The sequence below is a fragment of the Paenibacillus sophorae genome, assembly GCF_018966525.1.
GTDB classification, from domain to species: Bacteria; Bacillota; Bacilli; order Paenibacillales; family Paenibacillaceae; genus Paenibacillus_AQ; species Paenibacillus_AQ sophorae.
The window spans coordinates 4,935,126-4,958,304 of the sequence record NZ_CP076607.1 but is presented as its reverse complement, the minus strand read 5'-3'; the positions used below and the strand labels follow the sequence as shown (position 1 = coordinate 4,958,304).

Sequence of the window (23,179 nt, the reverse complement as noted above, 5' to 3'; positions counted from 1 at the left end):
TATTTGATAAATGAAAGGATTTGGATACAAATCATGCATTCAAGAGAACAAATTCGCAACATTGCGATTATCGCCCACGTTGACCATGGCAAAACGACGCTAGTCGACCAATTGCTGCAGCAGTCGGGAATTTTCCGTGAGCACGAGACGGTACAGGAGCGCGCCATGGATTCCAACGATCTGGAACGGGAACGCGGCATTACGATTCTGGCAAAGAACACAGCCATTACCTATAAAGATTTCCTGATCAACATTGTAGATACTCCCGGACACGCCGATTTCGGCGGAGAAGTGGAACGGATTATGAAGATGGTTGACGGCGTACTGCTCGTCGTCGACGCGTATGAGGGCTGCATGCCGCAGACGAAATTCGTGCTGCGCAAGGCGCTTGAACAGAACCTGACCCCGATTGTGGTCGTCAACAAGATTGACCGTCCGGCAGCCCGTCCGGCGGAAGTCATCGACGAAGTGCTGGACTTGTTCATTGAGCTCGAAGCCAGCGACGATCAGCTTGAATTCCCGGTCGTATACGCCTCCGCGCTGAACGGAACATCCAGCCTTGATCCGGAGAAACAGGACGACAATATGCTTGCCCTGTATGAAACGATCATCGAGCATATCCCTTCTCCGACGGAGAGCGTGGAAGAACCGCTGCAGTTCCTTGTTACCCTGATGGACTATAACGAGTATCTGGGCCGTATCGCCATCGGCCGTGTCAACCGCGGCATTATCCGTCAAGGCCAGGCGGTAACGGTTATCCAGCGTGACGGCAAGCACAAGTCGGCGCGCATCGAGAAGCTGTTCGGTTTCCAAGGCCTGAAGCGCGTGGAGACCGAGGAAGCCGGCGCGGGCGACATCGTGGCGCTCGCCGGCATCAAGGACATCAACATCGGCGAGACGATTGCCGATCCTGCGAATCCTGAAGCGCTGCCTGTTCTGAAGATCGACGAGCCGACGATGCAGATGACCTTCCTGGTCAACAATTCTCCGTTCGCCGGTAAGGAAGGCAAATGGGTAACTTCCCGCAAACTGCGCGAGCGTCTGTTCAAAGAGCTTGAGACGGACGTTTCCCTGCGCGTAGATGAAACCGACAGTCCGGACGCCTTTATCGTATCCGGCCGCGGCGAGCTGCATCTCGGTATTCTGATCGAGAATATGCGCCGCGAAGGATACGAAATGCAGGTTTCCAAGCCTGAGGTTATCGTCAAGGAAATCGACGGCGCCAAAATGGAGCCGCTCGAGCGACTTCTCATTGACGTGCCGGAAGACAGCATGGGCTCCGTTATGGAGAGTCTGGGCACCCGTAAGGCCGAAATGGTTAATATGATCAACAACGGCAACGGCCAGGTCCGTCTGGAATTCCTGATTCCGGCGCGCGGCCTGATCGGCTACAACACGCATTTCCTGACACTGACGCGCGGCTACGGCGTTATGAACCATGCGTTCGACAGCTACGCACCGCTGATCGGCGGCCAGGTGGGCGGGCGCCACCAAGGCGTGCTCGTCTCGACTGAGACCGGAACTTCCACCTTCTACGGCATGATGGGCGTGGAAGACCGCGGTACGCTGTTCCTGGAGCCGGGCACCGACATTTACGAAGGGATGATCGTGGGCGAGCATACGCGCGACAACGATATCGTCGTGAATATCTGCAAGGAAAAAGCATTGACCAACGTTCGTTCCGCGACGAAGGACGAAACTGTCAAGCTCAAGACTCCGCTCCTGTTCTCGCTGGAGCAGGCGCTTGAATATTTGAACGATGACGAATATTGCGAAATTACGCCGAAATCCGTTCGCCTGCGCAAGAAAATTCTGAACAAGAGCGAACGCGAGCGTGCGGAGAAGCATCGTAAAATGGCCGAAGCCAATATGTAATCAAAGGCACTCTCAGATAAAAGAATCAGCCGCCGGAATCTTATTTCGGCGGCTGATTTACGTTTTCCGGACATATGCGATACAGGCGGAATAACATTTTGCCGATAAAGATGAATAAGGGGAAATCATGCGGCGAATCGGAAGTTTTAAGGTGGTTAAGCCTCTTTCGATGATATAATGGATGTAGTATCCATAACCCGGAAGGAGTGACGACCCTTGCAAATTTGGTTTGCCGCGCACCCTTTGATTGCCTATGTCATTATCTTTGTTCTGCTTACTTACGTGTACAACCGGGTATTTCGGGTGAATCAGAAACTGCCCCTGCTGAAGGAAGTTGTGCTCTATGCGATGATGGCCCTCGGTTCGGGTATCCTGCTTATTTTTCAGCATGATAAGCTGCCGATCATTCAGTGTCTGCTCGTCGCCGTCGGCTTGATGCTGCTCGTCCGGGTCCGTTATTTCGTCGAGGCAAGGCAGAAGCGCAAGGCGGCGGCCGAATCTGCAAAGAGGCAGTAGAACGCAACCTTTAAGTGATAAAAACGTCTATTATGTATATTGGTATTCACTAATTCTCAAAAAAGAAAAGGACTTAAATTCATTATGAGTACTAAGAATGGCAGTTTGCCTCCAAGATCCAGAGATCAGCGGAGCGGTGTCAGCAGGCACACAGGGCCGTCTTCCAAACCTGCGGTCCGCAAAAAGAAAAAGAAACCGGGCTTTTTGGCCAGGCTTGGAAGAATGCTGCTGATTCTCTTGTTGCTGTCGGCGCTCGTCGTGGTCGGCTACTTCTTGTATTTGTACTACAAGCTGGACAGCGGTGTGCTGGATACGGGTGTCGACAAACCGGTAGCCGCTGCAAACTCGGCCAAAGTCAAGCCTCTGACGGTGCTGCTGCTCGGTACGGATTACCGGCCGAAGCATAAATCGTATCTGACGGATGTCATTATGGTTGTTGCGCTCAATCCCCAAACGGAATCGGCAACCATCGTGTCGCTTCCCCGTGATACCTATATGGAGCTGGACGGCTACAAGAGGACGAAAATCAATGAGTATTACACCCGCTTCAAGAACAAGGAAGACACCTCCGGCATCTCAGCGGAGGATGAAATGAAGACGATGATGGGCAAATATCTGGGAGTTAACATCGACTACGTAACTGTGCTTAATTTTCAAGGCTTCCGTGAGGCAGTAGACGAGCTTGGCGGCGTGAAGGTCGATATCAGCGAGGATATGTGCTATACGGACAGTGTGGACGGCACCGACATCAATCTGAAAAAGGGTCCGGCCAAATTGGATGGCGACGAAGCGCTTGATTATGTCCGCTACCGCAAATCCAACTGTAAACCGAAGACGAACGCCTCCGATGATTTCGACCGCAACCGGCGCCAAAGCGAGGTGCTGCATTCGCTCATGGATCAGGTGCAGTCGCTGGGGGGAGCTGTAAAAATCGGCGGAGTGCTGGATGCGATCAACGATAATATGGAGACCGACATCGAGAAGGATCAGATTAAGAATATGATCGCGGCGTATTGGAAAATGTCCAAGGATAACGTGGAGTTTAAGCCGGTAACCGGCACCTGGCGCAGCCCTTATGTATATATTAACGAAGAAGCTCTTGACGCTGCGAAGCAGAGCCTAAAGGACCGACTGGGAGGAGCCGCCCCGGCGGCGTCCGCAGCTCCATAGATGCGCGGCGGCATCCAACAAGCCCCGACTTTCCCAAATTGAATGCAAGTTTGGGCATATGTTATAATATAATTAATTAAGTTCTAACATGCTGCACAAGGGGGCCTGTCAACATGTCCGAATCCGCTGCCCAGCTTACCGAATCCCTGCTGAAGTTGCTGCAGAACGAAACATTTGTGCTGCTTAATACCGTTGATGCGGAAAGCGGCGGCCCTACGTCCACGGTTATTTCTTGGGTCTATGCAGTAGATTCTTCCACGCTCAGACTGGCGATTGATCACCGTTCGAGGCTGGTCAGAAACATGAAGGAGAATCCCCTGGTAACCCTGACCGTCTTTGGGGAAGGAACGGTTCATGCCATTAATGGCAGTTCCGTCGTTAAGGTTGATCCGCTTCCAGATGTTCCGTTCGAGATGTGCTGCTTCGATGTGCAAATTTTGGCGGTGCGAAATGCACTTTTTTATGGCGCACAGTTGGAATCTGCCCCAAAATATGCCAAAGCATACGATCAGCGTGCGGCGGAGAAGCTGGATGGACAAGTATTTGCCGCAATGCAAAAAGCCTAGTGAGAGTTCACTGGGCTTTTTTTGACCTTTGGACCATTGAATCTGTGCGCAAGACTGCCGATATAAAGGTTATTGCTGGCCTCGAGGTGTCGTATCTTCGGGAGCCTGCGGAATGATCCGCCCGATGATATCGGCCATTTCGGCGGCAAAGCCGGAGACAGGGCGGCCTTGGCGGAAGTGACGGCTCAGCTCGGCAATCCGTGAAGACATGTCGATATCCGCGGTCACGAGCGCGTTAATGCCTCTGTGGTCTTTGCGAAAAGCCTCGGCGACCGAGTATTTGACTGTTCCCACTCTGGAGCGGCTGAGCGACCCGTCCACGTCGATGCCGACAACCGCGGTGTTGCCCATTACGACACAGTGCGCTCCATTGACGCCAGGCACTCTTTTGGCCAGCTGTTCCAGATGGTCTTTTAGCTCAGTGTCTCTTGGGGAGACAACGGCCGTTCCTTCATCGGCCAGCGGTCTTACCCCGCGATCCCCGTTATTCGCGCCATGCACTGCCGATTGTTTATCCTGAGGAGAGGGTGATGACTCTTTTTTAACCATACCGCAGCTTGTCAGCAGCAGTAGAAGGACCAGCAACAGACAAATTGATTTTCTCATAGATGCTTGCTCCTTTCGTCCAAGATGAACTCTGGTTTTATCTTTGCCAGCGGCGAAAAGAGTTATGTATCTTTAAGACAAACCAGGCGCTGTGGAGGGGATAACATGAAAAAGATCTTTGTACTGGATACCAATGTACTGCTTCACGACCCCAATTCGATTTTTTCGTTTAAAGAGAATGAAGTAATCATTCCTGCCGTGGTGCTGGAAGAGATCGATAATAAGAAACGGAACGCCGATGAAATCGGACGCAATGCCCGTACGGTGTCCCGCCTGCTTGATGGACTTCGCGAGCGGGGTCATCTGCACAGCGGCGTGGAGCTTGAGCACGGGGGCAAGTTGAAGGTCGAACTGAATCACCGCAGCTTCATCAAGGTGCAGGAGATGTTCGGCGAGGTATCCACTGACAATCGGATTTTGGCTGTGGCGCTTAATTATTTGCAAGAGGAGAACGAGAAGGCCGATCCCCGGCCCGTCGTGCTCGTAAGCAAAGATGTTCTGGTCCGCATCAAGGCCGATGTGCTCGGCATTACGCCGGAGGACTATTTATCCGACCGCACAGGCGACTTAAATGAACTGTACGCCGGGTACCAGACACTGCCTGTTCATCCGGCGCTGATTGACGAGTATTACAGCAACCGCTCCCTTTCCGTCAAGCAGCTGCAGTTGTCCTATCCGCTGTATCCCCATGAATTCATTATCCTGAAGGATGAGATCGGCAGCGGCAAATCGGCACTGCTCAAGGTAAGCGGCGACGCCAGTCGTCTGGAGCCGCTCTATCTCGGCAACGATCCCGTATGGGGAATCAGCGCCCGCAATGCGCAGCAGCGGATGGCACTCGAACTGCTGCTTAACGAAGAAATTCCGCTTGTCACCATCACCGGCAAAGCGGGGACGGGCAAGACGCTCATGGCTCTTGCTGCCGGACTGTTCAAGGTTGAGGATGAGCATAAATACAAGAAGCTCCTGATCGCCCGGCCTGTCGTTCCGATGGGCAAGGATATCGGTTATCTGCCTGGTGAAAAAGACGAAAAGCTCCGTCCGTGGATGCAGCCGATATACGATAATTTGGAGTTCCTGTTCGACACGAAGAAAGCCGGCGACATCGACAAAATTCTGATGGGTCTCGGCAGCATTCAGGTTGAGGCGCTGACCTATATTCGCGGCCGCTCCATTCCGGGACAATTCATCATCATCGACGAAGCGCAAAATCTGTCGCGCCACGAAGTAAAGACGATCGTCTCCAGAGCGGGCGAGGGCAGCAAGGTCATATTAATGGGTGACCCTGAGCAGATCGACCACCCTTATCTCGATGCCGCAAGCAATGGGCTCAGCTATATTGTGGAAAAGTTCAAACAACAGGGGATCAGCGGTCACATTACGCTCGAAAAAGGTGAACGTTCCCGCCTGGCTCAACTGGCGGCTGATTTGCTGTAGAAACGTTCCTATCAAAATTACACGCAGGGGCCGGGAGGAAACTTCCGGCCCCTGCTGTGTGCAGAATACAAAGAAAGCGTTATCATCAGTGGGCAGACAAATGCGCCGCAGACTGGTAAAATAGGGAGATGGCCCCGAAACGGACAAGGAGGAGAAAATGCTGAAACGCAAAAATTACTGGCTGCTGTTTGCTATTTTGCTGCTGTCGCTGACGAGCTTATCTCCCAGTATGGACCTGAACCAAACGGATGACCCTCCTCTCATGAACGAGTATCAATCGCAATCGCAGAGCTCCTCTCTCCGGCAAAAGGGCGAGCCGGCACATCTTCGGATATCGGTGTCGCTGAGCTATAAGGAGTTCCGTGAACTGCAAAATATAAGCAGCAATTTCGAATTATCCAGCGGAGTGACGGTAGAGCTGAACAATCTTGGAGAAGCAGCCGGAGACGACGCTTTGATGAATGAGCTGACGATCGGGAACAGCCCCGATATTGTGATGACAGAAGCACATCATATCAGGGAACTTGCGCAGCAGGGATATTTGCTGCCCGTTGACGTATACCGGAGCTCGCCCGGGGGTACGCCGCTAACCCCGCTGCTGCCGCTGCTGCAATGGAACGGCTATGCCTGGGGCATGCCGCTGGATGTTGATCCATATATCTTTGTCTATTCGCCAAAGGTGATGAAGGAGCTCGGAGCTGAGGCGCTGCCGAGAACTCTTGACCAGTGGACCCGGCTGCTTGAACAAAGCCTCAAGAAGCCGGGTACATACGTGCTGGCAATGGATGCGGGCAGCCCTTACGGTGTGTCCGCCTTTCTGGAAAGCGTGGGCAGCTCCCAGTTTCCGGGGAGCCGAGAGGCGCTTGACTGGATCGGGCAGGCGCGCAGCTCCATCTATCTGACGGACGGACAGGACAATGGAGTCTGGAATATGCTTCGGGAGGGGAAGATCGCCGCAGCCGTGCTTCCGCTTTCCGAATGGCAGGAGAGCAGAGGAGGCGATCTGGTAGCGGAGGCGCCATGGATGGGAGACCCGGCCGGAGAGGAGATGCTGTACTGCCGCAGCTTCGCCCTCTCGGCGCAGACCCGAAGCCCGGAGGCGGCGGCCGACTGGCTGTCGTATATAACATCGGCGAGATCGCAGCTGGATTGGCTGGCGAGCACCGGGCGGCTGCCGGCGGCGGAAGAACTGTACCGGGGCGGGCTGCCGGGCGGAGATAGTCTTCCCTTTGACACCGTAAGCCTGCTGACGGGTGGAGGCGGCCTAGCCGGAGAGCCTCAGGCCGGCTGGAGCGAAATAACGTCAGCGGCGGGTTTGCTGCTGACCGGCAAGCTGGATGCGGCGGGATATATCGAAGCGCTCTCGAATTCCCCTGAGGGAGAGGAGAATGGGCCCTGAATGGGCGTATTAACCTTAGAACGACAGCGTAAGCTTCACATGAAGCACGCCATCCTTGCTGTCCACTTCAGAGGCATGAAGGAAAGAGACGATCTTAGACGGATAGAAGCCAAGGTCAAACTCCTCTTCCAGTGATTTGCGCGTCGTATCGGGCAGTTCAAGGCTATTGAAGATGATGCTGTCCACATGAAACATCAGCCCGTTCATTGGCTCTTCCTGTATGGTGTAATGCCCCTGCAGACGAAGAGACAAGTCCCCGCTCTTGCCGGAGGCGATAACCGAACCGTTCTCGAACGTAAAAGCAAAATTGTCGAACAGCTTGTTCTCGGAATGCAAAAATTCGTTCAAATCCGCTTCTTTCAAATTCAATTCGTAAGTCATCCCCCGGCGCGTCAGAACGCCGTCACGGCTCTCGACGAACTGCGGCAGATGATTCATCGCCGCGGACAGCGCCTTAAAATAAGTCTTGACTTCATGGATTCCGATATTTTGCCAATACGCTGTAAATTCTTCCAGAAGGGCCGCCATGCTCTCCGGATTTCCGCTGCTCTGAATGGTGCCATCAATATCCTTATGCAAAGCTTCAACCCGCTGCTTCTGTTCCTCCAAAGCGCTTCTCAGTTCCGCCAACTCCAGCGAAGAGCGTTCCGCCGCAGCCAGCGTGGTCCGCAGATCTTTATACTCTTTCTCATACTCCGCCAGTATTTCCTTGTCATGACCCATTATCATTTCATAGTAATCGAGCATAATGAACCATTTGCTAAGAGTCTTTGCGGACAGCAGGGCGGTCAGCAGCGGGTCCCTATCCCCTGTATAGTAAGCGCGCACAACGGCGCCGGCCCGTTTTTCTTTTTCCGAGATATCGGACTTTTTCTTGGCGGCCTGACTGCTCAATGCGGCTGTCTTTTGTTCAAGTGCGTGCTGCTCGGCGCCGATGCGTTCAATTTCCTTTTCGATTTCAGCCGCGGACAGCGTTTGCTGCATCAGCCTGCGGGCTTCTTCATTATCCGGAAAAGACGGCATGGAAGAGGGACGGGATGCGGAAGGAGCGGCGGCTAATGTACTTTGTTCCGGATTGGCGGACGAATAAGGCGCTGTCGGAATCAGCAGCAGCAAGCAGCAGAGCAGTATGAACAGGAAAGCAGCCAGTCGTTTGCGGAAGAGCACCGCCCTCACCTCCTTGGAAGACTTAGCTTATGCTAGGTATGATATGTTCGATCCTGTAAAAATATCATACCCCTTTTCAGGCCGGCAGCCTATAACAAGGCACACAAAATAACCCCACAGCGCGTGGGGCTTTGATTTCGATGTTGCTCAAAGGCTTTATCCAGGGCTCACAAGGGAAGGCCCATCTCGAAGATTGTCCAGTAGCTGAATCCTGTAAAAGTGACGATCATATAGCCCCAGAACAGGAGGATATAGGTTTTTTCGGTGAACTTCATATATCCCATGATCACGAAAAATGCGGTCTGTAAAAAGAACAGCAGGGCCATTTCGACCATATCTCCAGCAAAAGCCATCAGACCGATGGTCAGCGTGAAAAATCCCAGTACCCGAAACATCCGAGCCACTTTACCATCCCCCTTCTTAGGTTGGAACGAACGGATAAACCTATATTTATTATACCTGGTGAACAAAATAGTGTAAACGAATACAATGGAAAAATAGGGTGATTTCCCAGGGAATATGATCTATATGATTGACGGTGGGGAAAAATGCTGAAAGTGCTATTTTCACGAACTGCGTATGAGTGGAAGTCAAAATGGAAATACAAAAGAGTATCAAATAGATTCTATGAACTCTATGAGAGGCATAGGAATGGAGTAAGCAGCTTTTATCCCCATTCACTTGCTGGCGGGACCGCCGGTTATGAAGATGGTTATTTCAAGATGTTACTAGGAGGTTTGGCTTTATGACAGCCATTAGACAGGATGCCTGGAGTGAGGAAGACGATCTCATTTTGGCGGAGGTTACATTGCGCCATATCCGGGAAGGCAGTACACAGCTTGCCGCATTTGAAGAAGTGGGCGAAAGAATCGGCAGGACATCGGCGGCCTGCGGATTTCGCTGGAACAGCAGTGTGCGCAAAAGTTACGAGGAAGCGATTTCTATTGCGAAAGGCCAGCGCCAGAAAAGGAGCTATCTGAAAAAACAAACCTCGTCCAGAGGCGCGCAGGTAGCCGGCTTCATTATCGGTGACGGTGATGAGGTTTACGGAAGTGAAGGAGCCGAGAACTCCTTGTCCATCGACGCCGTTATCCGGTTTCTAAGACAGTGGAAGGGCACTTATCAGGAGGCGGGCCGTCAGCTAAAAATGCTGGAAAGGGATCTTCGCGATAAGGAGGAGGAGCTGTCCGAACTTCGAGCCGAGAATGAGAGATTGTCCAAAGAAGTGAATACAGCCCAAAGCGATTATCGTGTGGTTAACGACGACTACAAGGCGCTCATTCAGATCATGGACCGCGCCCGCAGGCTCGCATTCTTAAGCGAAGAGGAAGAAGAGATCAAGAACCGTTTCAAGATGGACGCTAACGGCAACCTGGAACGAATCGAATGAAGGAGAGTAATACTTACGAAATCCCGTCTGCGGCTTTAAGAGATGCCGCGTTGGCGGGATTTTCCTTTTGTCCGCCGTCCGATATACTAGACAAGTAACCCCACAAAATGGGGCCGTGGTTTCAAAGCTTACTCAGATGCTTTTGTAATAGACTCCGGAAACTTATAATTAAATGATGGATGGACGGTGGATAGAGCTTTGAGAATCGATATTATTGGCGCGGGCTCGCTCGGACTTCTGCTGGCGGGAAAGCTGATCTTCGCCGGAAGCAGAGTCCGGCTGTGGTGCAGAAGCGAAGAACAGTGTGCGGCGCTTTCGGAAGACGGCATTACGGTAAGCTATGAAGACGGACGGGAGCCGATTCTGGTCCCAGGCAGCGAGATTGAAGCACTGCCTATGAGCGAGTTCTCCCGGCTCTATCCGGAGAAGCCCGGAGACTGGCTTGTGCTAACGGTCAAACAAGGGCCGCTGCACAAGATGCTGCCGGAACTCCTTGCTCCGCTTCGGCAAAGTGAACTGAATCTTCTGTGCCTTCAGAACGGCTGGGGACATATGGAACTGCTTCGGGAGCTGCTGCCCGCGGCCCATCTGTATGCCGCCGTAACGACGGAGGGAGCCAAGCGGGAGTCTCAAGTCCGTGTCGTTCACGCCGGGACGGGGCAGACTGTCATCGGTTTGTGGGGGGAGAGCGGGACCGTGCAGAATAATATTGCAGCTTCATTGGCGAAGGCGCTGGTGTTAGCAGGATTTCCCGTAACTTTGTCGAATCAAGTGGATACCGCGATTTTCCGGAAGCTTCTGATTAATGCCGTAATTAATCCGCTGACCGCCGTATGGCGTATTCCGAACGGCGAACTGCTCTCCTCGGATCTGCGCCTGAGTATGATGAGAGAGCTTTATGAGGAAGCGGTTTCCGTCTATGATGCCTGCGGAATTGCCTGCGAATTCAGCTTATGGGATGACATCCTGGAGGTATGCCGCGCGACATCCGGCAATCTGTCCTCCATGCTGGCAGACGTTTTGGCCTCTAGGGAGACGGAAATCGGCTGGATTAACGGCAGTCTTGTGGAGTTGGCGAAACAATCGGGCATAGATGTTCCCGCGCACCGATGGATCATCAGGATGGTGGAGGGCATGATTGTAAAGGAGAGGTGAAGCCGCTTGGAATGGCTCCGCAATTCGCTGATCGTATTAAGCATATTGCCTGTGCTGCCTTTTTTGCTCGTCTATTTTATCTCTGTTGCTATGGGGCGGGACAAGAAGCCGGCTCTTCAGCTGGCTATGGATGTGACGACTGTTTTTCTGCTGTTCTCCGTATCCGCGCTGTTCAATATCATTTTTCATTCGGGCTTCGGATTCTATCTGATTCTGCTGCTTGTGCTGATTGCGGCCGGATTGATCGGCGGTGCACAGAATCGTCTGAAGGGAAAGGTGGATGGGAAAAGATTGCTGAGGGCGGTCTGGAGGCTTGGCTTTTTATTCATGGGGACAGGCTATGTGCTGTTCATGGTTGTCGGAATGATCAAATATATCTTGCAGGTAATGTCATAAAATCTAACATGAATAGAATAAGATTGTCACATAATTTTTAAAAAAATGAAAAAAGTTTATTTACGAGTACATTCCTCTGGATTTTTTTGACCACTGGTTGTATAATCATAAACCATATACCACATTCTATTTAGGGGGAACTGCTAGATGAAGAAGAGCAAAAGTCTTTTACTCCTGTTCGCACTCGTTCTTGTTATCGGAACTGTGCTTGCAGGATGCGGCGGTGGCAATAATGCTGCCACGAACACTGGCAACGCCGAAGGCAACACGCCGGCCGCAACTGATGGAAGCGCATCGGGCGAGAAGCTTGCCGCTGATCAAACGCTTAAAATTAACCTGAGTGCCGAACCTCCGACATTCGATCCGGCTCTTGCGCAAGACAGCCAGGCTAACACGGTCCTGAAGACCATGTACGAAGGTCTGACTCGCATGAATGACGAAACTGGACAAGCCGAGCAGGGCATCGCCGAGAAATGGGATGTATCCGCTGACGGTTTAGTATATACGTTCCATCTGCGCGACGCTAAATGGAGCAATGGCGACCCTGTAACTTCCGGCGACTTCGTTCGCGCTTGGAAACGGGTCCTTGATCCAGCCGCTGCAGAGGCAGCACCTTATGCATACCAATTGTACTACCTGAAGAACGCGCAAGAATATTATGACAAGAAAATTACCGACTTCAACCAAGTTGGCGTCAAAGCAGTTGACGACAAGACGCTGGAAGTAACACTGGCAGCACCTACTCCTTACTTCCTTGGACTTCTGTCCTTCTATACTTACTATCCGGTTCACAAATCGGTTGAAGGCAATGCAAAATGGGCAACTAACAAAGACACAATGGTTGTTAACGGTCCTTTCACCCTGACCGAGTGGACGACTGGACAAACTCTGCAAGTAACGAAGAACGAAAACTACTGGGATAAAGATTCCATTAAACTTAGCAAAATCGACTTCTCGCTCGTGAACAGCAGCGCTACCGAGCTTTCCGCTTACGAGAGCGGCCAGCTTGACTATGCAGGCGCTCCTAACGGTGAAATTCCTACCGAGCAGCTTCCGATTGTACAGCAAAAATATCCGGATGAGTTCCAGAGAAAAGGTATTGCAAGTGTGTACTATTACGAGTTCAACGTAACCGAGAAGCCTTTTAACAACGTTAAAATCCGTAAAGCTCTTGCGATGACGATCGACCGTCAAATCCTGATTGATAAGGTTACGCTGGGCGGACAGCTGCCGGCATTCGGCTACGTTCCTCCGGGCATTGCCGGCGCTGACGGCGAATACCGTACGGCTATTAAAGATAGCTACTTTACTGAAGATGATGCACAAGCTAAGACATTGCTGGCTGAAGGTCTACAAGAAGAAGGCCTGACTAAATTGCCTGCTTTCACTTTGTCGTACAACACGAGTGAAGGCCACAAGAAGATTGCCCTGGCAATTGCTGATATGTGGAAGAACGCTCTGGGCATTGACGTGAAGCTGGAAAACCAAGAATGGGCCACATTTATCGAAAACCGTCAACATCAGAACTTCCAAGTTGCCCGCGCAGGCTGGACAGCGGACTACAATGATCCGATGACCTTCCTCGACATGTGGGTAACCAAAGGCGGCAACAATGACACCGGATATGCCAACCCTGAATACGACAAGCTGATTGCCGACGCGAAAGCAACGGACGATTTGGCAGTTCGTCAAGAGAAATTTGCTGCTGCTGAGAAAATGATCATTCAGGACGACATGATCCTGATTCCGATTTACTACTACACTAACAACACGCTGATTAAGCCTTACCTAAAAGGCATTACACATGACTTCAGCGGAGCTGTTGACCTGACTCACGCTTACCTGCTCGAGCACTAAGATTGAAGAATTGCTTTAAGCTTCAGTAAGTATATTTAATTGAATGATTAAATATCTGGAGTAGATCATGCACTTCGGGATATATATGTGGAATTCCATATATATCCCTTTTTTTTTGAAATATAAGCCTTATCTGTTGCGTACTTATCCTTTGCCTTATATTTTTACGAGAAACGGATGCCGTCCCTGTCAGGACGGTACAGCCGTTTCTTCTTACATGTTTATCATTTGTAAAAATTATGTATAAATTACAAAATATAGAATCGTGGACAATTGGTCAATAATTGCATAAAATCATATTATGTTGTGAAAAAAATGTCGAAGGAGGTGTTGACGGGCATGGTACGCTATGTTGCCAATAAGTTTTTTTATATGCTGGTTTCCCTGTTTGTGCTGATCTCAGCAACTTTTTTTCTGATGAAGGCCATTCCGGGTGATCCGTTCACATCCGAGAAGAAAATACCTGATGAAATCCGCCAGCGGCTGTATGAACAGTACGGTCTGGACAAGCCCGTCTCCCAGCAGTATCTCAAATATTTGGGTAATATTGTGCAAGGTGATTTTGGGGTTTCCATGAAACGCTTGAATCAGGATGTATCGCATATTATTAGCCAGACGTTCTCCGCTTCACTGAAGCTGGGCCTTGTCGCCATTATCGTATCGATTATTGTCGGCATTCTGCTTGGGATGCTGGCAGCACTGTACCACCGCAAATTCATCGATACCGCGGCAATGGTGGTGGCGGTACTCGGAATAGCAGTACCAAGCTTTGTGCTTGCTACGGTACTGCAGTATATTTTTGCTTCGAAGCTAGGTTGGGTTGATGTCATGGGCTTCAATGATCCTTTGGACTATGTGCTTCCGGTGGCCGCATTGTCGGCGCAGCCGATTGCGTTTATCGCCAGGCTGACCCGCTCCAGTATGCTTGAAGTGCTGCATGCGGATTATATCAAGACGGCGAAGGCCAAGGGTCTTAGCTGGATCGTTATTCTCTTCCGCCACGTGCTGCGCAACGGCATTATGCCGGTTGTAACATATATTGGTCCGATGACGGCCAATATCGTTACCGGCTCTGTCGTAATCGAACAGATTTTTGGTATCGGAGGCATCGGCAAGCAGTTCGTCGAAGCGATAAGCGTACGCGATTATCCGATTATTATGGGAATTACGATTTTCTACGGTATTTTGCTAATGGTGGCGCGCTTTGTTACGGATGTCGCTTATGTGTTAGTGGATCCGCGCATCAAACTGACCGGGGGAAAGGAGGGCTAAAGAGTGGCATCTGAACAACATACGGTTTCATCGGGCGTTAACCTGAAGCCTGAAGATTTCCGCAAGATCGGCGTGGACGAGAAGCAGGCGGAAGTGATTCAACGCGAAAGTCTGTCGGCCTGGCAGGACGCCTGGCAGCGGCTTCGGCAGAACAAAATGGCCATGGCCTCCCTGGGCCTTCTGGTATTAGTTATTATTGGCGCCATTTTCGGCCCGCATATCACCAAATTCAACTACTATTCCAATGATTTGCTAAACACCAACCAGCCGCCGAACGCCGAGCATTGGTTCGGCACCGATGACCTGGGCCGCGATATGTTCGTCCGCACCTGGTACGGGGCGCGGATTTCCTTGATCGTAGGTCTGGCCGCGGCCCTGATCGACCTTCTGATCGGGGTTGTATACGGCGGCATTATGGGATTCTTTGGCGGCCGTACGGACGCCATCATGAACAAGATTTCTGAAGTTCTGTATTCTATTCCATACCTGCTTGTCGTTATTTTGCTTCTGGTTGTGCTGGAGCCAAGCTTAGGGACGATCATCCTGGCGCTGACAATTACGGGCTGGATTAACATGTCGTGGATTGTGCGCGGCGAAATTATGCAGCTCAAGAACCGGGAGTATGTTCTGGCATCCCGTTCCATGGGAGCCGGTTCCAAACGCCTGCTGTTCAAGCATTTGCTGCCGAACGCTATCGGACCTATTATCGTAACGGTTACGCTGTCCGTTCCGAACGCGATCTTTGCGGAAGCCTTCCTGAGTTTTCTTGGACTCGGCGTACAAGCACCTAGAGCCTCGCTCGGTTCCATGATCAGTGACGCGCTGACCGGCTGGCTCGCATTCCCGTGGCGCATGCTGTTCCCGGCTATTCTGATCAGTGTGACCATGCTGGCCTTTAACATTTTTGGCGACGGACTTCGCGACGCACTTGACCCTAAACTGAAGAAATAGGAGGTGAACGATAATGGACCCGATTTTACAAGTAAAAGATTTGCAAGTTTCGTTTTTTGTAAAGGGCGGTGAAGTACAGGCCGTCCGTGGTATGAACTTCGAGATCGGCAAAGGGGAGACGGTAGCGATCGTCGGCGAGTCTGGCAGCGGAAAGAGCGTTACCGCTCAATCGATTATGCGGCTGATCCCAACGCCGCCATCGAAAGTGAAGAAGGGCGAAATTATTTTCCAGGGACAGGATCTTCTCAAGAAAAGCATTAAAGAAATGGAAGCTATTCGCGGCAAAGACATTGGCATGATATTTCAAGACCCGATGACCTCTCTTAACCCCACGATCAAAGTGGGCAAGCAAATCACGGAAGTATTGATCAAACATCAGAAAATGTCAGCGGCCGAAGCGACCAAGCAGGGCATTGAAATGTTGAAGCTTGTCGGCATCAAGAATGCCGAGGCCCGCTTTAATCAATATCCCCATGAATTTTCCGGCGGTATGCGGCAGCGGGTTATGATCGCGATTGCCCTTGCCTGCCGTCCGGCGCTGCTCATTGCGGACGAGCCGACAACGGCGCTCGACGTAACGATCCAGGCACAAATCATGGACGTTATGAAGGATATGCAGCAAAAGCTCGGCACCTCCATTATTCTGATCACGCATGACCTTGGCGTTGTAGCCGGCATGTGCGACCGGGTGATCGTCATGTATGCGGGTGAAGTGGTGGAAACGGGAACGAGATGGGAAATTTTCAAAAACCCTCAGCACCCGTATACGAAAGGTCTGCTTCGTTCGATGCCTCGTCTGGACCAGAAGAAAGGCGAGCCATTGATTCCGATCGTCGGCACGCCGCCCGATCTGATCAAACCGCCGATCGGCTGCCCATTCACCGCGCGCTGCAGCGAAGCAATGGCGATCTGCGAAAGAATTGATCCGGGCACTACGGAATTCAGCGATACGCATACGGCGCGCTGCTGGAATCTGCACCCGATGGCCAAGGAGGTGCAACAATCTTGAGCAAACAACTGATTGAGGTGGAAGGCCTCAAGAAATATTTCAATGTAGGCAAAGGCAAGGTGCTCAGAGCGGTCGATAATATCAACTTCTCGATCCGCGAAGGGGAGACGCTCGGAATGGTGGGCGAGTCCGGCTGCGGAAAAACGACCGCGGGCCGCACGGTCCTTCGTCTGTACGAACCGACCGCTGGCAGCGTTAAGTTTAACGGTACGGACATTTACAAACTGTCTCCAGGGAAAATGAAAGCTATGCGCCGTGACATGCAGATGATCTTCCAGGACCCTTACGCGTCGCTCAACCCGCGCTTTACGGTTTCGGATATTATCGGCGAAGCGCTGGATATTCATAATATGGCCGGAAGCCGTGCTGAACGGAAGAAACGGATCGAGGAACTGCTCGATATGGTCGGACTTAACCATGACCATGCAACGCGGTATCCGCATGAATTCTCCGGCGGCCAGCGCCAGCGGATCGGAATTGCCCGCGCGCTTGCGGTTAATCCGAAATTCATCGTCTGCGATGAACCGATTTCAGCGCTTGACGTGTCGATTCAGGCTCAGGTCGTCAACCTGCTGAAAGAGCTGCAGAGCCGTCTGGGTCTTACTTATCTGTTCATTGCGCATGATTTGTCCATGGTTAAGCATATCAGCGACCGTGTAGCGGTTATGTACTTGGGCAAAATGGTCGAGCTAGCCGAAAGTGAAGAGCTGTACGCCAACCCGCTTCATCCGTATACCAAAACGCTGTTGTCGGCCATTCCGATTCCCGATCCAGAAATCGAGGTCAACAAGAAGCGGCTGCATTTTCATGATGAGCTTTCCAGCCCGATCTATTCGGCTGATGAGAAGACCAATGAAGAAGAGACGAAGCTGGTTGAGGTTTCGAAAGGCCACTGGGTAGCCAAGGCATACGCCTAAGTTTCGGGCACAGCCTGAACTCTCTTGTCCGAAAGGAAAGTACTTGAAAGTTCCGGGGTTTCCGGCAGCTCTAAAGGAGCGGCCGGAAACCCCGTTTTTTTGATGAATTTTGAGAATGATCTTTGACGCGGCGTTCTCCTTTAGATACAATCATTTAAGAAGTTTGAGAACAGGGGGCAGCTTAAGATGAATGTTGTACCTGAGCCGCTGCCGGGCGGACCGGCGCTTGCCCAAGGGTTTATGCACAGCTATGAAACGGTCGCCCATTTATATGGCGGTGATTTTCTTATGCATGAGAACAAGAGGCAGCGAGCCGTTTGGCTGGATCAAAGCGAGAGCCTCCGGGCTGACCGCAGCAAGCTTGCGGAAGTGCTGCGGGCCTATAACTCAAGGTATAATAACCACGAGAAGGTAAGGATATCGCTCGATCTGCTGGAACAGCCGGAGACACTGGTCGTTGCCGGTGGACAGCAAAGCGGCCTGTTTACAGGCCCGCTTCTTGTTATCTATAAAGCGGTCACGGCTATTCTTGCCGCACAAGAAGCGAGCCGGGAGCTGGACCGGCCGGTTGTGCCTATTTTCTGGATTGCTGGCGAGGACCACGACTGGGATGAGGTTAATCATACATATGTGCTGAACCGGTCGGGGGAAGTAACGAAATTGAGAATCGAGTATCCGGATGCGGGACATTCTTCGGTCAGCCATATTGAAGTGGAAGAGGAGCATTGGCGTCGCCCGCTTGAACAACTGGAAGAGCTGCTTCAGGAGAGTGAATTTAAGGCGGAAATGATGGAGCTCATGCGGGCCGCCGCCGCAGGCGGCAGCATGTGCGGCGCTTTTGCAGAAATTATGGGTTCGCTGTTCGGTAAATACGGTCTGGTGCTGCTGGATTCCGCGGACCCCGCGCTGCGGCGGCTGGAGCAACCGTTCTTCCGCTCATTGATCGAGAACAATGATACTCTTGAAGCTTCTTACCATAAGACAGCCGCCGACATTAAGGAGGGAGGATTTCAGCTTCAGGCCGATGTGACGGCTGGCGGAGCAAATCTTTTTTATATCCATGAAGGCGCGCGGCTGCTGCTGCTCAAAAAGGATGGAATATTCACCGACCGCAAAGGCACTGTCTCTTTCTCCCGCGAGGAGCTGCTGGATCTTCTGGACCGGCACCCCGAACGATTCAGCAACAATGTGTTGACCCGGCCGCTTATGCAGGATTATCTTCTGCCTGTATTGGCAACGGTGCTTGGACAAGGCGAGATCTCATACTGGGGGATTACCGGCCGGGCGTTTGCGCATATGGGGCTGCGGATGCCGCTGATCATTCCCCGCATGTCTTTTACTATCGTGGAGGGCACGCTGCACAAGCATCTGGAGAAATATGGACTGACTTTCGCCGATGTCCAAGGTGGACTGGAAGACAAGAAGCGGCAGTGGCTTGAAGCGCAGGATGAGCTTGAGCTTGGCAGAAGGTTCGAGGAGGCGAAAGCCGCTTTTACCGCTATGTACGAGCCTCTTATCGAACAAATCGGCACGGTCCAGGCCGGACTCATCAAGCTGGGCGGCAGCAACAAGGAGAAAATACTGGATCAGATTTCATTCTTGCAAAATAAAGTGCAGGACGCGATGGCGAAACAGAATGACGCCGCACTGCGGCAGTGGGAGCGGATTGAACGTTCGCTTATGCCGCTGGGTAGACTCCAGGAACGAGTTTACAATATCATCTATTATTTGAACAGATATGGCCTATCCTGGCTGGACGGGCTGATGGAGCTCCCCACAGATTACAGCGGGACGCACCGCATTATCTATATGTAAGAAGTAAATATAATAAATGACGATCAGGAGGTTATCTAATGAGTTCTCTATCCAAGCAAAATAGTATTGTTGCCGATATGTCGCTCGCTCCAGAGGGACATCTCAAAATTGACTGGGTTCGCCAGCACATGCCCGTGTTGAACCGTATTCGAGAGCAGTTCGAAACCGAGCAGCCGTTCAAAGGGTTGAAAGTATCCATTACGCTGCATTTGGAAGCCAAAACCGCCTACTTGGCCAAAGTCGTGCAGGCCGGCGGCGCGGAGGTAACGATTACTGGCTCGAACCCTCTCTCCACGCAGGACGACGTATGCGCCGCGCTGGTCGAAGACGGGATTACCGTATTTGCCAAATACAATCCGACACCCGAGGAATTCAAGGCGCTCAACATTAAGGCGCTGGAAAGCAAGCCTGACCTCATTATCGACGATGGCGGCGACTTTGCGACGCTGCTGCATTCCGAGCGGCCCGATCTGATGGTGAACATCCGGGGCGGTGCGGAGGAGACAACGACCGGTATTATCCGGCTGAAGGCTCTGCAGAAGCAGGGCGTGCTGAAATTCCCGATGGTTGCCGTCAACGATGCATACTGCAAGCATCTGTTCGATAACCGCTACGGCACCGGTCAGTCCGCTTGGGACGGCATTATCCGTACGACCAATCTGATGGTTGCGGGCAAGACGGTCGTGGTTGTCGGTTACGGATGGTGCGGCAAAGGCGTCGCCATGCGGGCCAAGGGACTTGGCGCGAACGTAGTCGTCACGGAAGTCGATGCGATTAAGGCGGTTGAAGCGCATATGGACGGGTTCCATGTGATGCCGATGCTGGAAGCGGCCAAGCTGGGCGATTTCTTTGTTACCGTAACAGGCAACCGTTACGTCATCCGGGGCGAGCATTACGATGTGATGAAGGACGGGGCCATTATGTGCAACGCCGGTCATTTCGATGTGGAGGTCAACAAACCGGAGCTTGCGGAGAGAGCGGTAACGCAGCGCGTTGTCCGTAAAAATATCGAGGAATACCAGCTTAAGGACGGACGCAAGCTGTACCTGTTGGCTGAGGGACGGCTGGTCAACTTAGGCGCGGCGGACGGACATCCGGCGGAAATTATGGACATGACGTTTGCCCTTCAGGCGCTCTCTCTGAAATATGTAAATGACAGCTACGAAAAAATCGGCGTCAAGGTCGAGAATGTTCCTTATGAGCTGGACGAGCAGGTTGCCCGCTACAAGCTGGAAAGCATGGGGCTGGGCATTGACCGCTTGACACCCGAGCAGGTTGCGTATTTGGACAGCTGGAATCTGAATGGATAAGCGCTCAGCTTATTAATTCTTATATTATGAAAAAGGCAGCTTGCCAATGCAATATTGGCCAAGCTGCCTTTTGTTAATTCGGCGTTTTAATAAAATCCACTATGAAATTTCGGTCTATTTAATAGAAGGGATTTTTCGGAAATGAAAGGATAAACCAGTCGAAATACGGATTCGCGCAGAGCCGACGTGTAAATTTTGTGTTCGACATAAAGGACGATCCCATCATCCACTTCGCTAAATTTGCCCATTCTTTTACTTCCGGCGCGGTTGGCATTTATTTCTTTCGTCAATAGTCTTTTATCTGGTTCATTTTGCTGTACCCTGTATTATGTCGCATTGCGCCGGACACCCGAATAGAGCTACGCGATTTTTTTAGGATGCAACGATGATAAGGATAGGAATAAATTTCCTTTAAACGGAAAAAGGTTTTTGATTTTTAGTGACGAATCTATTATGCTTAAGTGGTGAAAAGTGGGGCAAAGTGGGGACCCGAGGGATTAAGGAGTGGGCAGCCAATGTTTATGGGGGAATACCAGCATAGCATTGACGATAAAGGCCGTATTATTATTCCGGCTAAGTTTCGTGAACTGCTCGGCGCCTCTTTTGTGGCCACCCGCGGACTCGATTCCTGCCTTTTCGTTTATCCCATGGAAGAATGGGCAATCATGGAACAAAAGCTGAAAAGTCTGCCGCTCATGAAGTCCGACGCCCGCGCGTTCAGCCGTTTCTTTTTCTCGGGAGCGACGGAATGCCAGTGGGACAAGCAGGGGAGGGTGACCCTTCCCGCTAATCTGCGAGAGTATGCAAAGCTGAACAAGGACTGTGTCATTCTGGGCGTATCGAACCGGGTGGAAATCTGGAACAAGGAGCTTTGGGAACAGTACTTCGGGCAGTCGGAAGAATCGTTCAACGAGATCGCCGAGAAGCTGGTGGATTTCAACTTTGATTTATAATCTATATACCGAATACTGTCTTGGAGGGATAAGTCTTGTTTCATCACATCACGGTTCTGAAGGAAGAAGCGACGGAGGGCTTACATGTCAGAGAAGACGGCATCTATGTGGATTGTACGCTCGGAGGAGCGGGGCACAGTGCCCTGATCGCTTCCCGCTTGGGGAGTCAGGGCCGGTTGATCGCGCTCGATCAGGATGACTGGGCTTTGGACAACGCCAAGGAAAAGCTGGCCGCCTTCGGAGACAAAGTTATCCTGGTCAAGACGAATTTTCGGGATTTGGAGGAAGTGCTGAGAGCGTTGCCTATGGTACCGCAGAAAGACGGCATCCCTCAGGTGGATGGTATCCTGTTCGATCTGGGCGTCTCTTCCCCGCAATTTGACGAAGGAGAGCGCGGCTTTAGCTATAACCATGACGCTCCGCTCGATATGCGGATGGACCGGGGTGCCGAATTGACCGCCGCGGAAATCGTAAACACCTGGCCCGAACAGGAAATCGCCCGTGTGCTGTTCCGGTATGGAGAGGAGAAGTTCTCCAGGCGGATTGCGGGAAAAATTGTGGAGCGGAGAGCAGTTCGTCCTATTAATAGCACGGGGGAACTAGCCGATATAATTAAAGAGGCAATTCCGGCCGCGACGCGCAGGACGGGCGGTCATCCCGCCAAACGAAGCTTTCAGGGGCTGCGCATTGCCGTGAACGACGAATTGGGCGCTTTTGAAGAGGCCCTTCACGCGGCTGTGCGGTGCTTGGCTCCCGGAGGCAGAGTTTCCGTGATTACGTTCCATTCCCTGGAGGACCGGATTTGCAAGCAAATCTTGAACAGCTATGTCGGCCGCTGTACGTGCCCGCCGGATTTTCCGCTATGTGTATGCGGAGGCGAAGGCCAGATGAAACTGATCAATCGCAAGCCGCTTACGCCTGGCGAAGAGGAGCTAACCTTGAATCCTCGCGCCCGCTCGGCCAAGCTGCGCATTGCAGAGAAATTGTAAAAAGACGATAAAAGGAGAGTCAGAGATGGCCTATACCCGCGGCAATTTGGCAGTGCAGCAACAAAGGGAACCGAAAGTTAATCCACGCTACCGCGAAAAGACAAAGGTTATCACAAGGCGAACGACGCTCCCCATGCAGGAGAAGCTTCTATATCTCCTGACTCTTGCCTTATTCGTCCTTGTGTCCAGCGTTCTGGTATGGCGCTATGTCCACATTTACGATTTGAACAAGCAGGCGCAGAATCTTGATACGAAAATTTCAGAGGCGAAGAAACAAATTGCCGTCTATCAGAAAGATAAGCAGGACCTGGAGCAGCAGATTCCAGGCAAGGCGCGTTCCTGGGGCTGGAGCTCTCCTGACGACGAACAGACGATTTTTGTGCCTCGTAATGTTGCTTATACTAATGAAAAATAGTCATAGGGTCGGTA

At 51.7% G+C, this 23,179-nt stretch carries 22 protein-coding genes; 19 read left to right on the top strand and 3 right to left on the bottom strand.

Features of this window, described 5'->3' with window-relative positions:
* Window positions 1-33 precede the first annotated feature (33 nt).
* The 4 genes from typA to KP014_RS24110 all read left to right on the top strand — a co-directional run bounded on the left by typA (window position 34) and on the right by KP014_RS24110 (window position 4,127).
* Window positions 34-1,875 (top strand): translational GTPase TypA, encoded by a 1,842-nt coding sequence (typA, locus tag KP014_RS24125; protein WP_036596722.1) that lies wholly within the window; start codon window positions 34-36, stop codon window positions 1,873-1,875.
* Between the two features lie 216 nt (window positions 1,876-2,091).
* Window positions 2,092-2,391 carry a YlaH-like family protein gene (locus tag KP014_RS24120; protein ID WP_036596723.1) on the top strand — a complete coding sequence of 100 codons (300 nt, stop codon included), beginning with the start codon at window positions 2,092-2,094 and terminating at the stop codon, window positions 2,389-2,391.
* A gap of 84 nt (window positions 2,392-2,475) precedes the next feature.
* Window positions 2,476-3,561 (top strand): LCP family protein, encoded by a 1,086-nt coding sequence (locus KP014_RS24115; RefSeq protein ID WP_036596724.1) that lies wholly within the window; start codon window positions 2,476-2,478, stop codon window positions 3,559-3,561.
* A gap of 113 nt (window positions 3,562-3,674) precedes the next feature.
* Window positions 3,675-4,127 carry a pyridoxamine 5'-phosphate oxidase family protein gene (locus KP014_RS24110; protein WP_036596725.1) on the top strand — a complete coding sequence of 151 codons (453 nt, stop codon included), beginning with the start codon at window positions 3,675-3,677 and terminating at the stop codon, window positions 4,125-4,127.
* Between the two features lie 69 nt (window positions 4,128-4,196).
* On the opposite strand, the gene KP014_RS24105 is transcribed toward KP014_RS24110, so the two are convergent.
* The gene (locus KP014_RS24105) at window positions 4,197-4,733 is read right to left on the bottom strand and encodes a YhcN/YlaJ family sporulation lipoprotein (protein ID WP_036596727.1); all 537 of its coding nucleotides are present in this window, start codon (window positions 4,731-4,733) and stop codon (window positions 4,197-4,199) included.
* Between the two features lie 105 nt (window positions 4,734-4,838).
* Between KP014_RS24105 and KP014_RS24100 the strand changes: the two genes are divergently transcribed.
* Together KP014_RS24100 and KP014_RS24095 are read left to right on the top strand one after the other, a co-directional pair.
* Window positions 4,839-6,170: a PhoH family protein gene (locus KP014_RS24100; RefSeq protein WP_036596729.1), complete on the top strand. Its 1,332-nt coding sequence runs from the start codon at window positions 4,839-4,841 to the stop codon at window positions 6,168-6,170.
* Window positions 6,171-6,327: 157 nt separating this feature from the next.
* Window positions 6,328-7,569: an extracellular solute-binding protein gene (locus KP014_RS24095; RefSeq protein WP_036596731.1), complete on the top strand. Its 1,242-nt coding sequence runs from the start codon at window positions 6,328-6,330 to the stop codon at window positions 7,567-7,569.
* Between the two features lie 15 nt (window positions 7,570-7,584).
* Here the strand turns inward: KP014_RS24095 and KP014_RS24090 are convergent, their stop codons facing one another.
* Both KP014_RS24090 and KP014_RS24085 read right to left on the bottom strand, forming a co-directional pair.
* Window positions 7,585-8,736: a hypothetical protein gene (locus tag KP014_RS24090; RefSeq protein ID WP_090834344.1), complete on the bottom strand. Its 1,152-nt coding sequence runs from the start codon at window positions 8,734-8,736 to the stop codon at window positions 7,585-7,587.
* 167 nt (window positions 8,737-8,903) lie between these two features.
* Window positions 8,904-9,140: a DUF2626 family protein gene (locus KP014_RS24085; protein WP_036596732.1), complete on the bottom strand. Its 237-nt coding sequence runs from the start codon at window positions 9,138-9,140 to the stop codon at window positions 8,904-8,906.
* 341 nt (window positions 9,141-9,481) lie between these two features.
* Here KP014_RS24085 and KP014_RS24080 point away from each other — a divergent pair, with 341 nt between their 5' ends.
* From KP014_RS24080 to KP014_RS24020, 13 genes are all read left to right on the top strand, one after another.
* On the top strand, window positions 9,482-10,126 hold the full coding sequence (locus KP014_RS24080) for an RsfA family transcriptional regulator (RefSeq protein ID WP_036596733.1): 645 nt from the start codon (window positions 9,482-9,484) through the stop codon (window positions 10,124-10,126).
* A gap of 198 nt (window positions 10,127-10,324) precedes the next feature.
* Window positions 10,325-11,281 carry a ketopantoate reductase family protein gene (locus tag KP014_RS24075; protein ID WP_036596771.1) on the top strand — a complete coding sequence of 319 codons (957 nt, stop codon included), beginning with the start codon at window positions 10,325-10,327 and terminating at the stop codon, window positions 11,279-11,281.
* 6 nt (window positions 11,282-11,287) lie between these two features.
* A complete protein-coding gene (locus KP014_RS24070; RefSeq protein ID WP_036596734.1) occupies window positions 11,288-11,677 on the top strand; it encodes a DUF3397 domain-containing protein in 390 nt (129 codons plus the stop codon).
* Between the two features lie 147 nt (window positions 11,678-11,824).
* Entirely contained in the window at window positions 11,825-13,534 is a 1,710-nt protein-coding gene (locus KP014_RS24065) for a peptide ABC transporter substrate-binding protein (protein ID WP_036596739.1), read from the top strand.
* 339 nt (window positions 13,535-13,873) lie between these two features.
* Window positions 13,874-14,806 (top strand): ABC transporter permease, encoded by a 933-nt coding sequence (locus KP014_RS24060; protein WP_036596741.1) that lies wholly within the window; start codon window positions 13,874-13,876, stop codon window positions 14,804-14,806.
* A gap of 3 nt (window positions 14,807-14,809) precedes the next feature.
* On the top strand, window positions 14,810-15,757 hold the full coding sequence (locus KP014_RS24055) for an ABC transporter permease (RefSeq protein ID WP_036596748.1): 948 nt from the start codon (window positions 14,810-14,812) through the stop codon (window positions 15,755-15,757).
* 13 nt (window positions 15,758-15,770) lie between these two features.
* Entirely contained in the window at window positions 15,771-16,766 is a 996-nt protein-coding gene (locus KP014_RS24050) for an ABC transporter ATP-binding protein (protein WP_036596749.1), read from the top strand.
* Window positions 16,760-17,683 (top strand): ABC transporter ATP-binding protein, encoded by a 924-nt coding sequence (locus tag KP014_RS24045; RefSeq protein ID WP_036596751.1) that lies wholly within the window; start codon window positions 16,760-16,762, stop codon window positions 17,681-17,683. Before KP014_RS24050 ends, KP014_RS24045 begins: the two co-directional genes overlap by 7 nt.
* A 186-nt stretch (window positions 17,684-17,869) precedes the next feature.
* Window positions 17,870-19,498, top strand: a complete 1,629-nt coding sequence (bshC, locus tag KP014_RS24040) for a bacillithiol biosynthesis cysteine-adding enzyme BshC (protein ID WP_036596753.1) — start codon at window positions 17,870-17,872, stop codon at window positions 19,496-19,498.
* Window positions 19,499-19,536: 38 nt separating this feature from the next.
* A complete protein-coding gene (locus tag KP014_RS24035) occupies window positions 19,537-20,808 on the top strand; it encodes an adenosylhomocysteinase (RefSeq protein WP_036596755.1) in 1,272 nt (423 codons plus the stop codon).
* A 515-nt stretch (window positions 20,809-21,323) separates the two neighbouring features.
* Complete coding sequence (mraZ, locus tag KP014_RS24030) at window positions 21,324-21,761, top strand: division/cell wall cluster transcriptional repressor MraZ (protein ID WP_025691635.1); 438 nt, start codon at window positions 21,324-21,326, stop codon at window positions 21,759-21,761.
* Window positions 21,762-21,796: 35 nt separating this feature from the next.
* A complete protein-coding gene (rsmH, locus tag KP014_RS24025) occupies window positions 21,797-22,750 on the top strand; it encodes a 16S rRNA (cytosine(1402)-N(4))-methyltransferase RsmH (RefSeq protein ID WP_036596759.1) in 954 nt (317 codons plus the stop codon).
* Between the two features lie 25 nt (window positions 22,751-22,775).
* Window positions 22,776-23,165, top strand: coding sequence for a hypothetical protein (locus KP014_RS24020; protein WP_036596761.1), 390 nt, complete (start codon window positions 22,776-22,778; stop codon window positions 23,163-23,165).
* Window positions 23,166-23,179 lie beyond the last annotated feature (14 nt).

Excerpts from the sequence above, each read along its gene's own strand:
- KP014_RS24100 (WP_036596729.1), top strand. The coding sequence starts at position 4,839 with ATGAAAAAGATCTTTGTACTGGATACCAATGTACTGCTTCACGACCCC.
- KP014_RS24050 (WP_036596749.1), top strand. The coding sequence starts at position 15,771 with ATGGACCCGATTTTACAAGTAAAAGATTTGCAAGTTTCGTTTTTTGTA.
- mraZ (WP_025691635.1), top strand. The coding sequence starts at position 21,324 with ATGTTTATGGGGGAATACCAGCATAGCATTGACGATAAAGGCCGTATT.
- typA (WP_036596722.1), top strand. The coding sequence starts at position 34 with ATGCATTCAAGAGAACAAATTCGCAACATTGCGATTATCGCCCACGTT.
- KP014_RS24065 (WP_036596739.1), top strand. The coding sequence starts at position 11,825 with ATGAAGAAGAGCAAAAGTCTTTTACTCCTGTTCGCACTCGTTCTTGTT.
- KP014_RS24115 (WP_036596724.1), top strand. The coding sequence starts at position 2,476 with ATGAGTACTAAGAATGGCAGTTTGCCTCCAAGATCCAGAGATCAGCGG.
- KP014_RS24110 (WP_036596725.1), top strand. The coding sequence starts at position 3,675 with ATGTCCGAATCCGCTGCCCAGCTTACCGAATCCCTGCTGAAGTTGCTG.
- KP014_RS24080 (WP_036596733.1), top strand. The coding sequence starts at position 9,482 with ATGACAGCCATTAGACAGGATGCCTGGAGTGAGGAAGACGATCTCATT.
- bshC (WP_036596753.1), top strand. The coding sequence starts at position 17,870 with ATGAATGTTGTACCTGAGCCGCTGCCGGGCGGACCGGCGCTTGCCCAA.
- KP014_RS24060 (WP_036596741.1), top strand. The coding sequence starts at position 13,874 with ATGGTACGCTATGTTGCCAATAAGTTTTTTTATATGCTGGTTTCCCTG.
- KP014_RS24095 (WP_036596731.1), top strand. The coding sequence starts at position 6,328 with ATGCTGAAACGCAAAAATTACTGGCTGCTGTTTGCTATTTTGCTGCTG.
- KP014_RS24035 (WP_036596755.1), top strand. The coding sequence starts at position 19,537 with ATGAGTTCTCTATCCAAGCAAAATAGTATTGTTGCCGATATGTCGCTC.
- KP014_RS24105 (WP_036596727.1), bottom strand. The coding sequence starts at position 4,733 with ATGAGAAAATCAATTTGTCTGTTGCTGGTCCTTCTACTGCTGCTGACA.
- KP014_RS24020 (WP_036596761.1), top strand. The coding sequence starts at position 22,776 with ATGGCCTATACCCGCGGCAATTTGGCAGTGCAGCAACAAAGGGAACCG.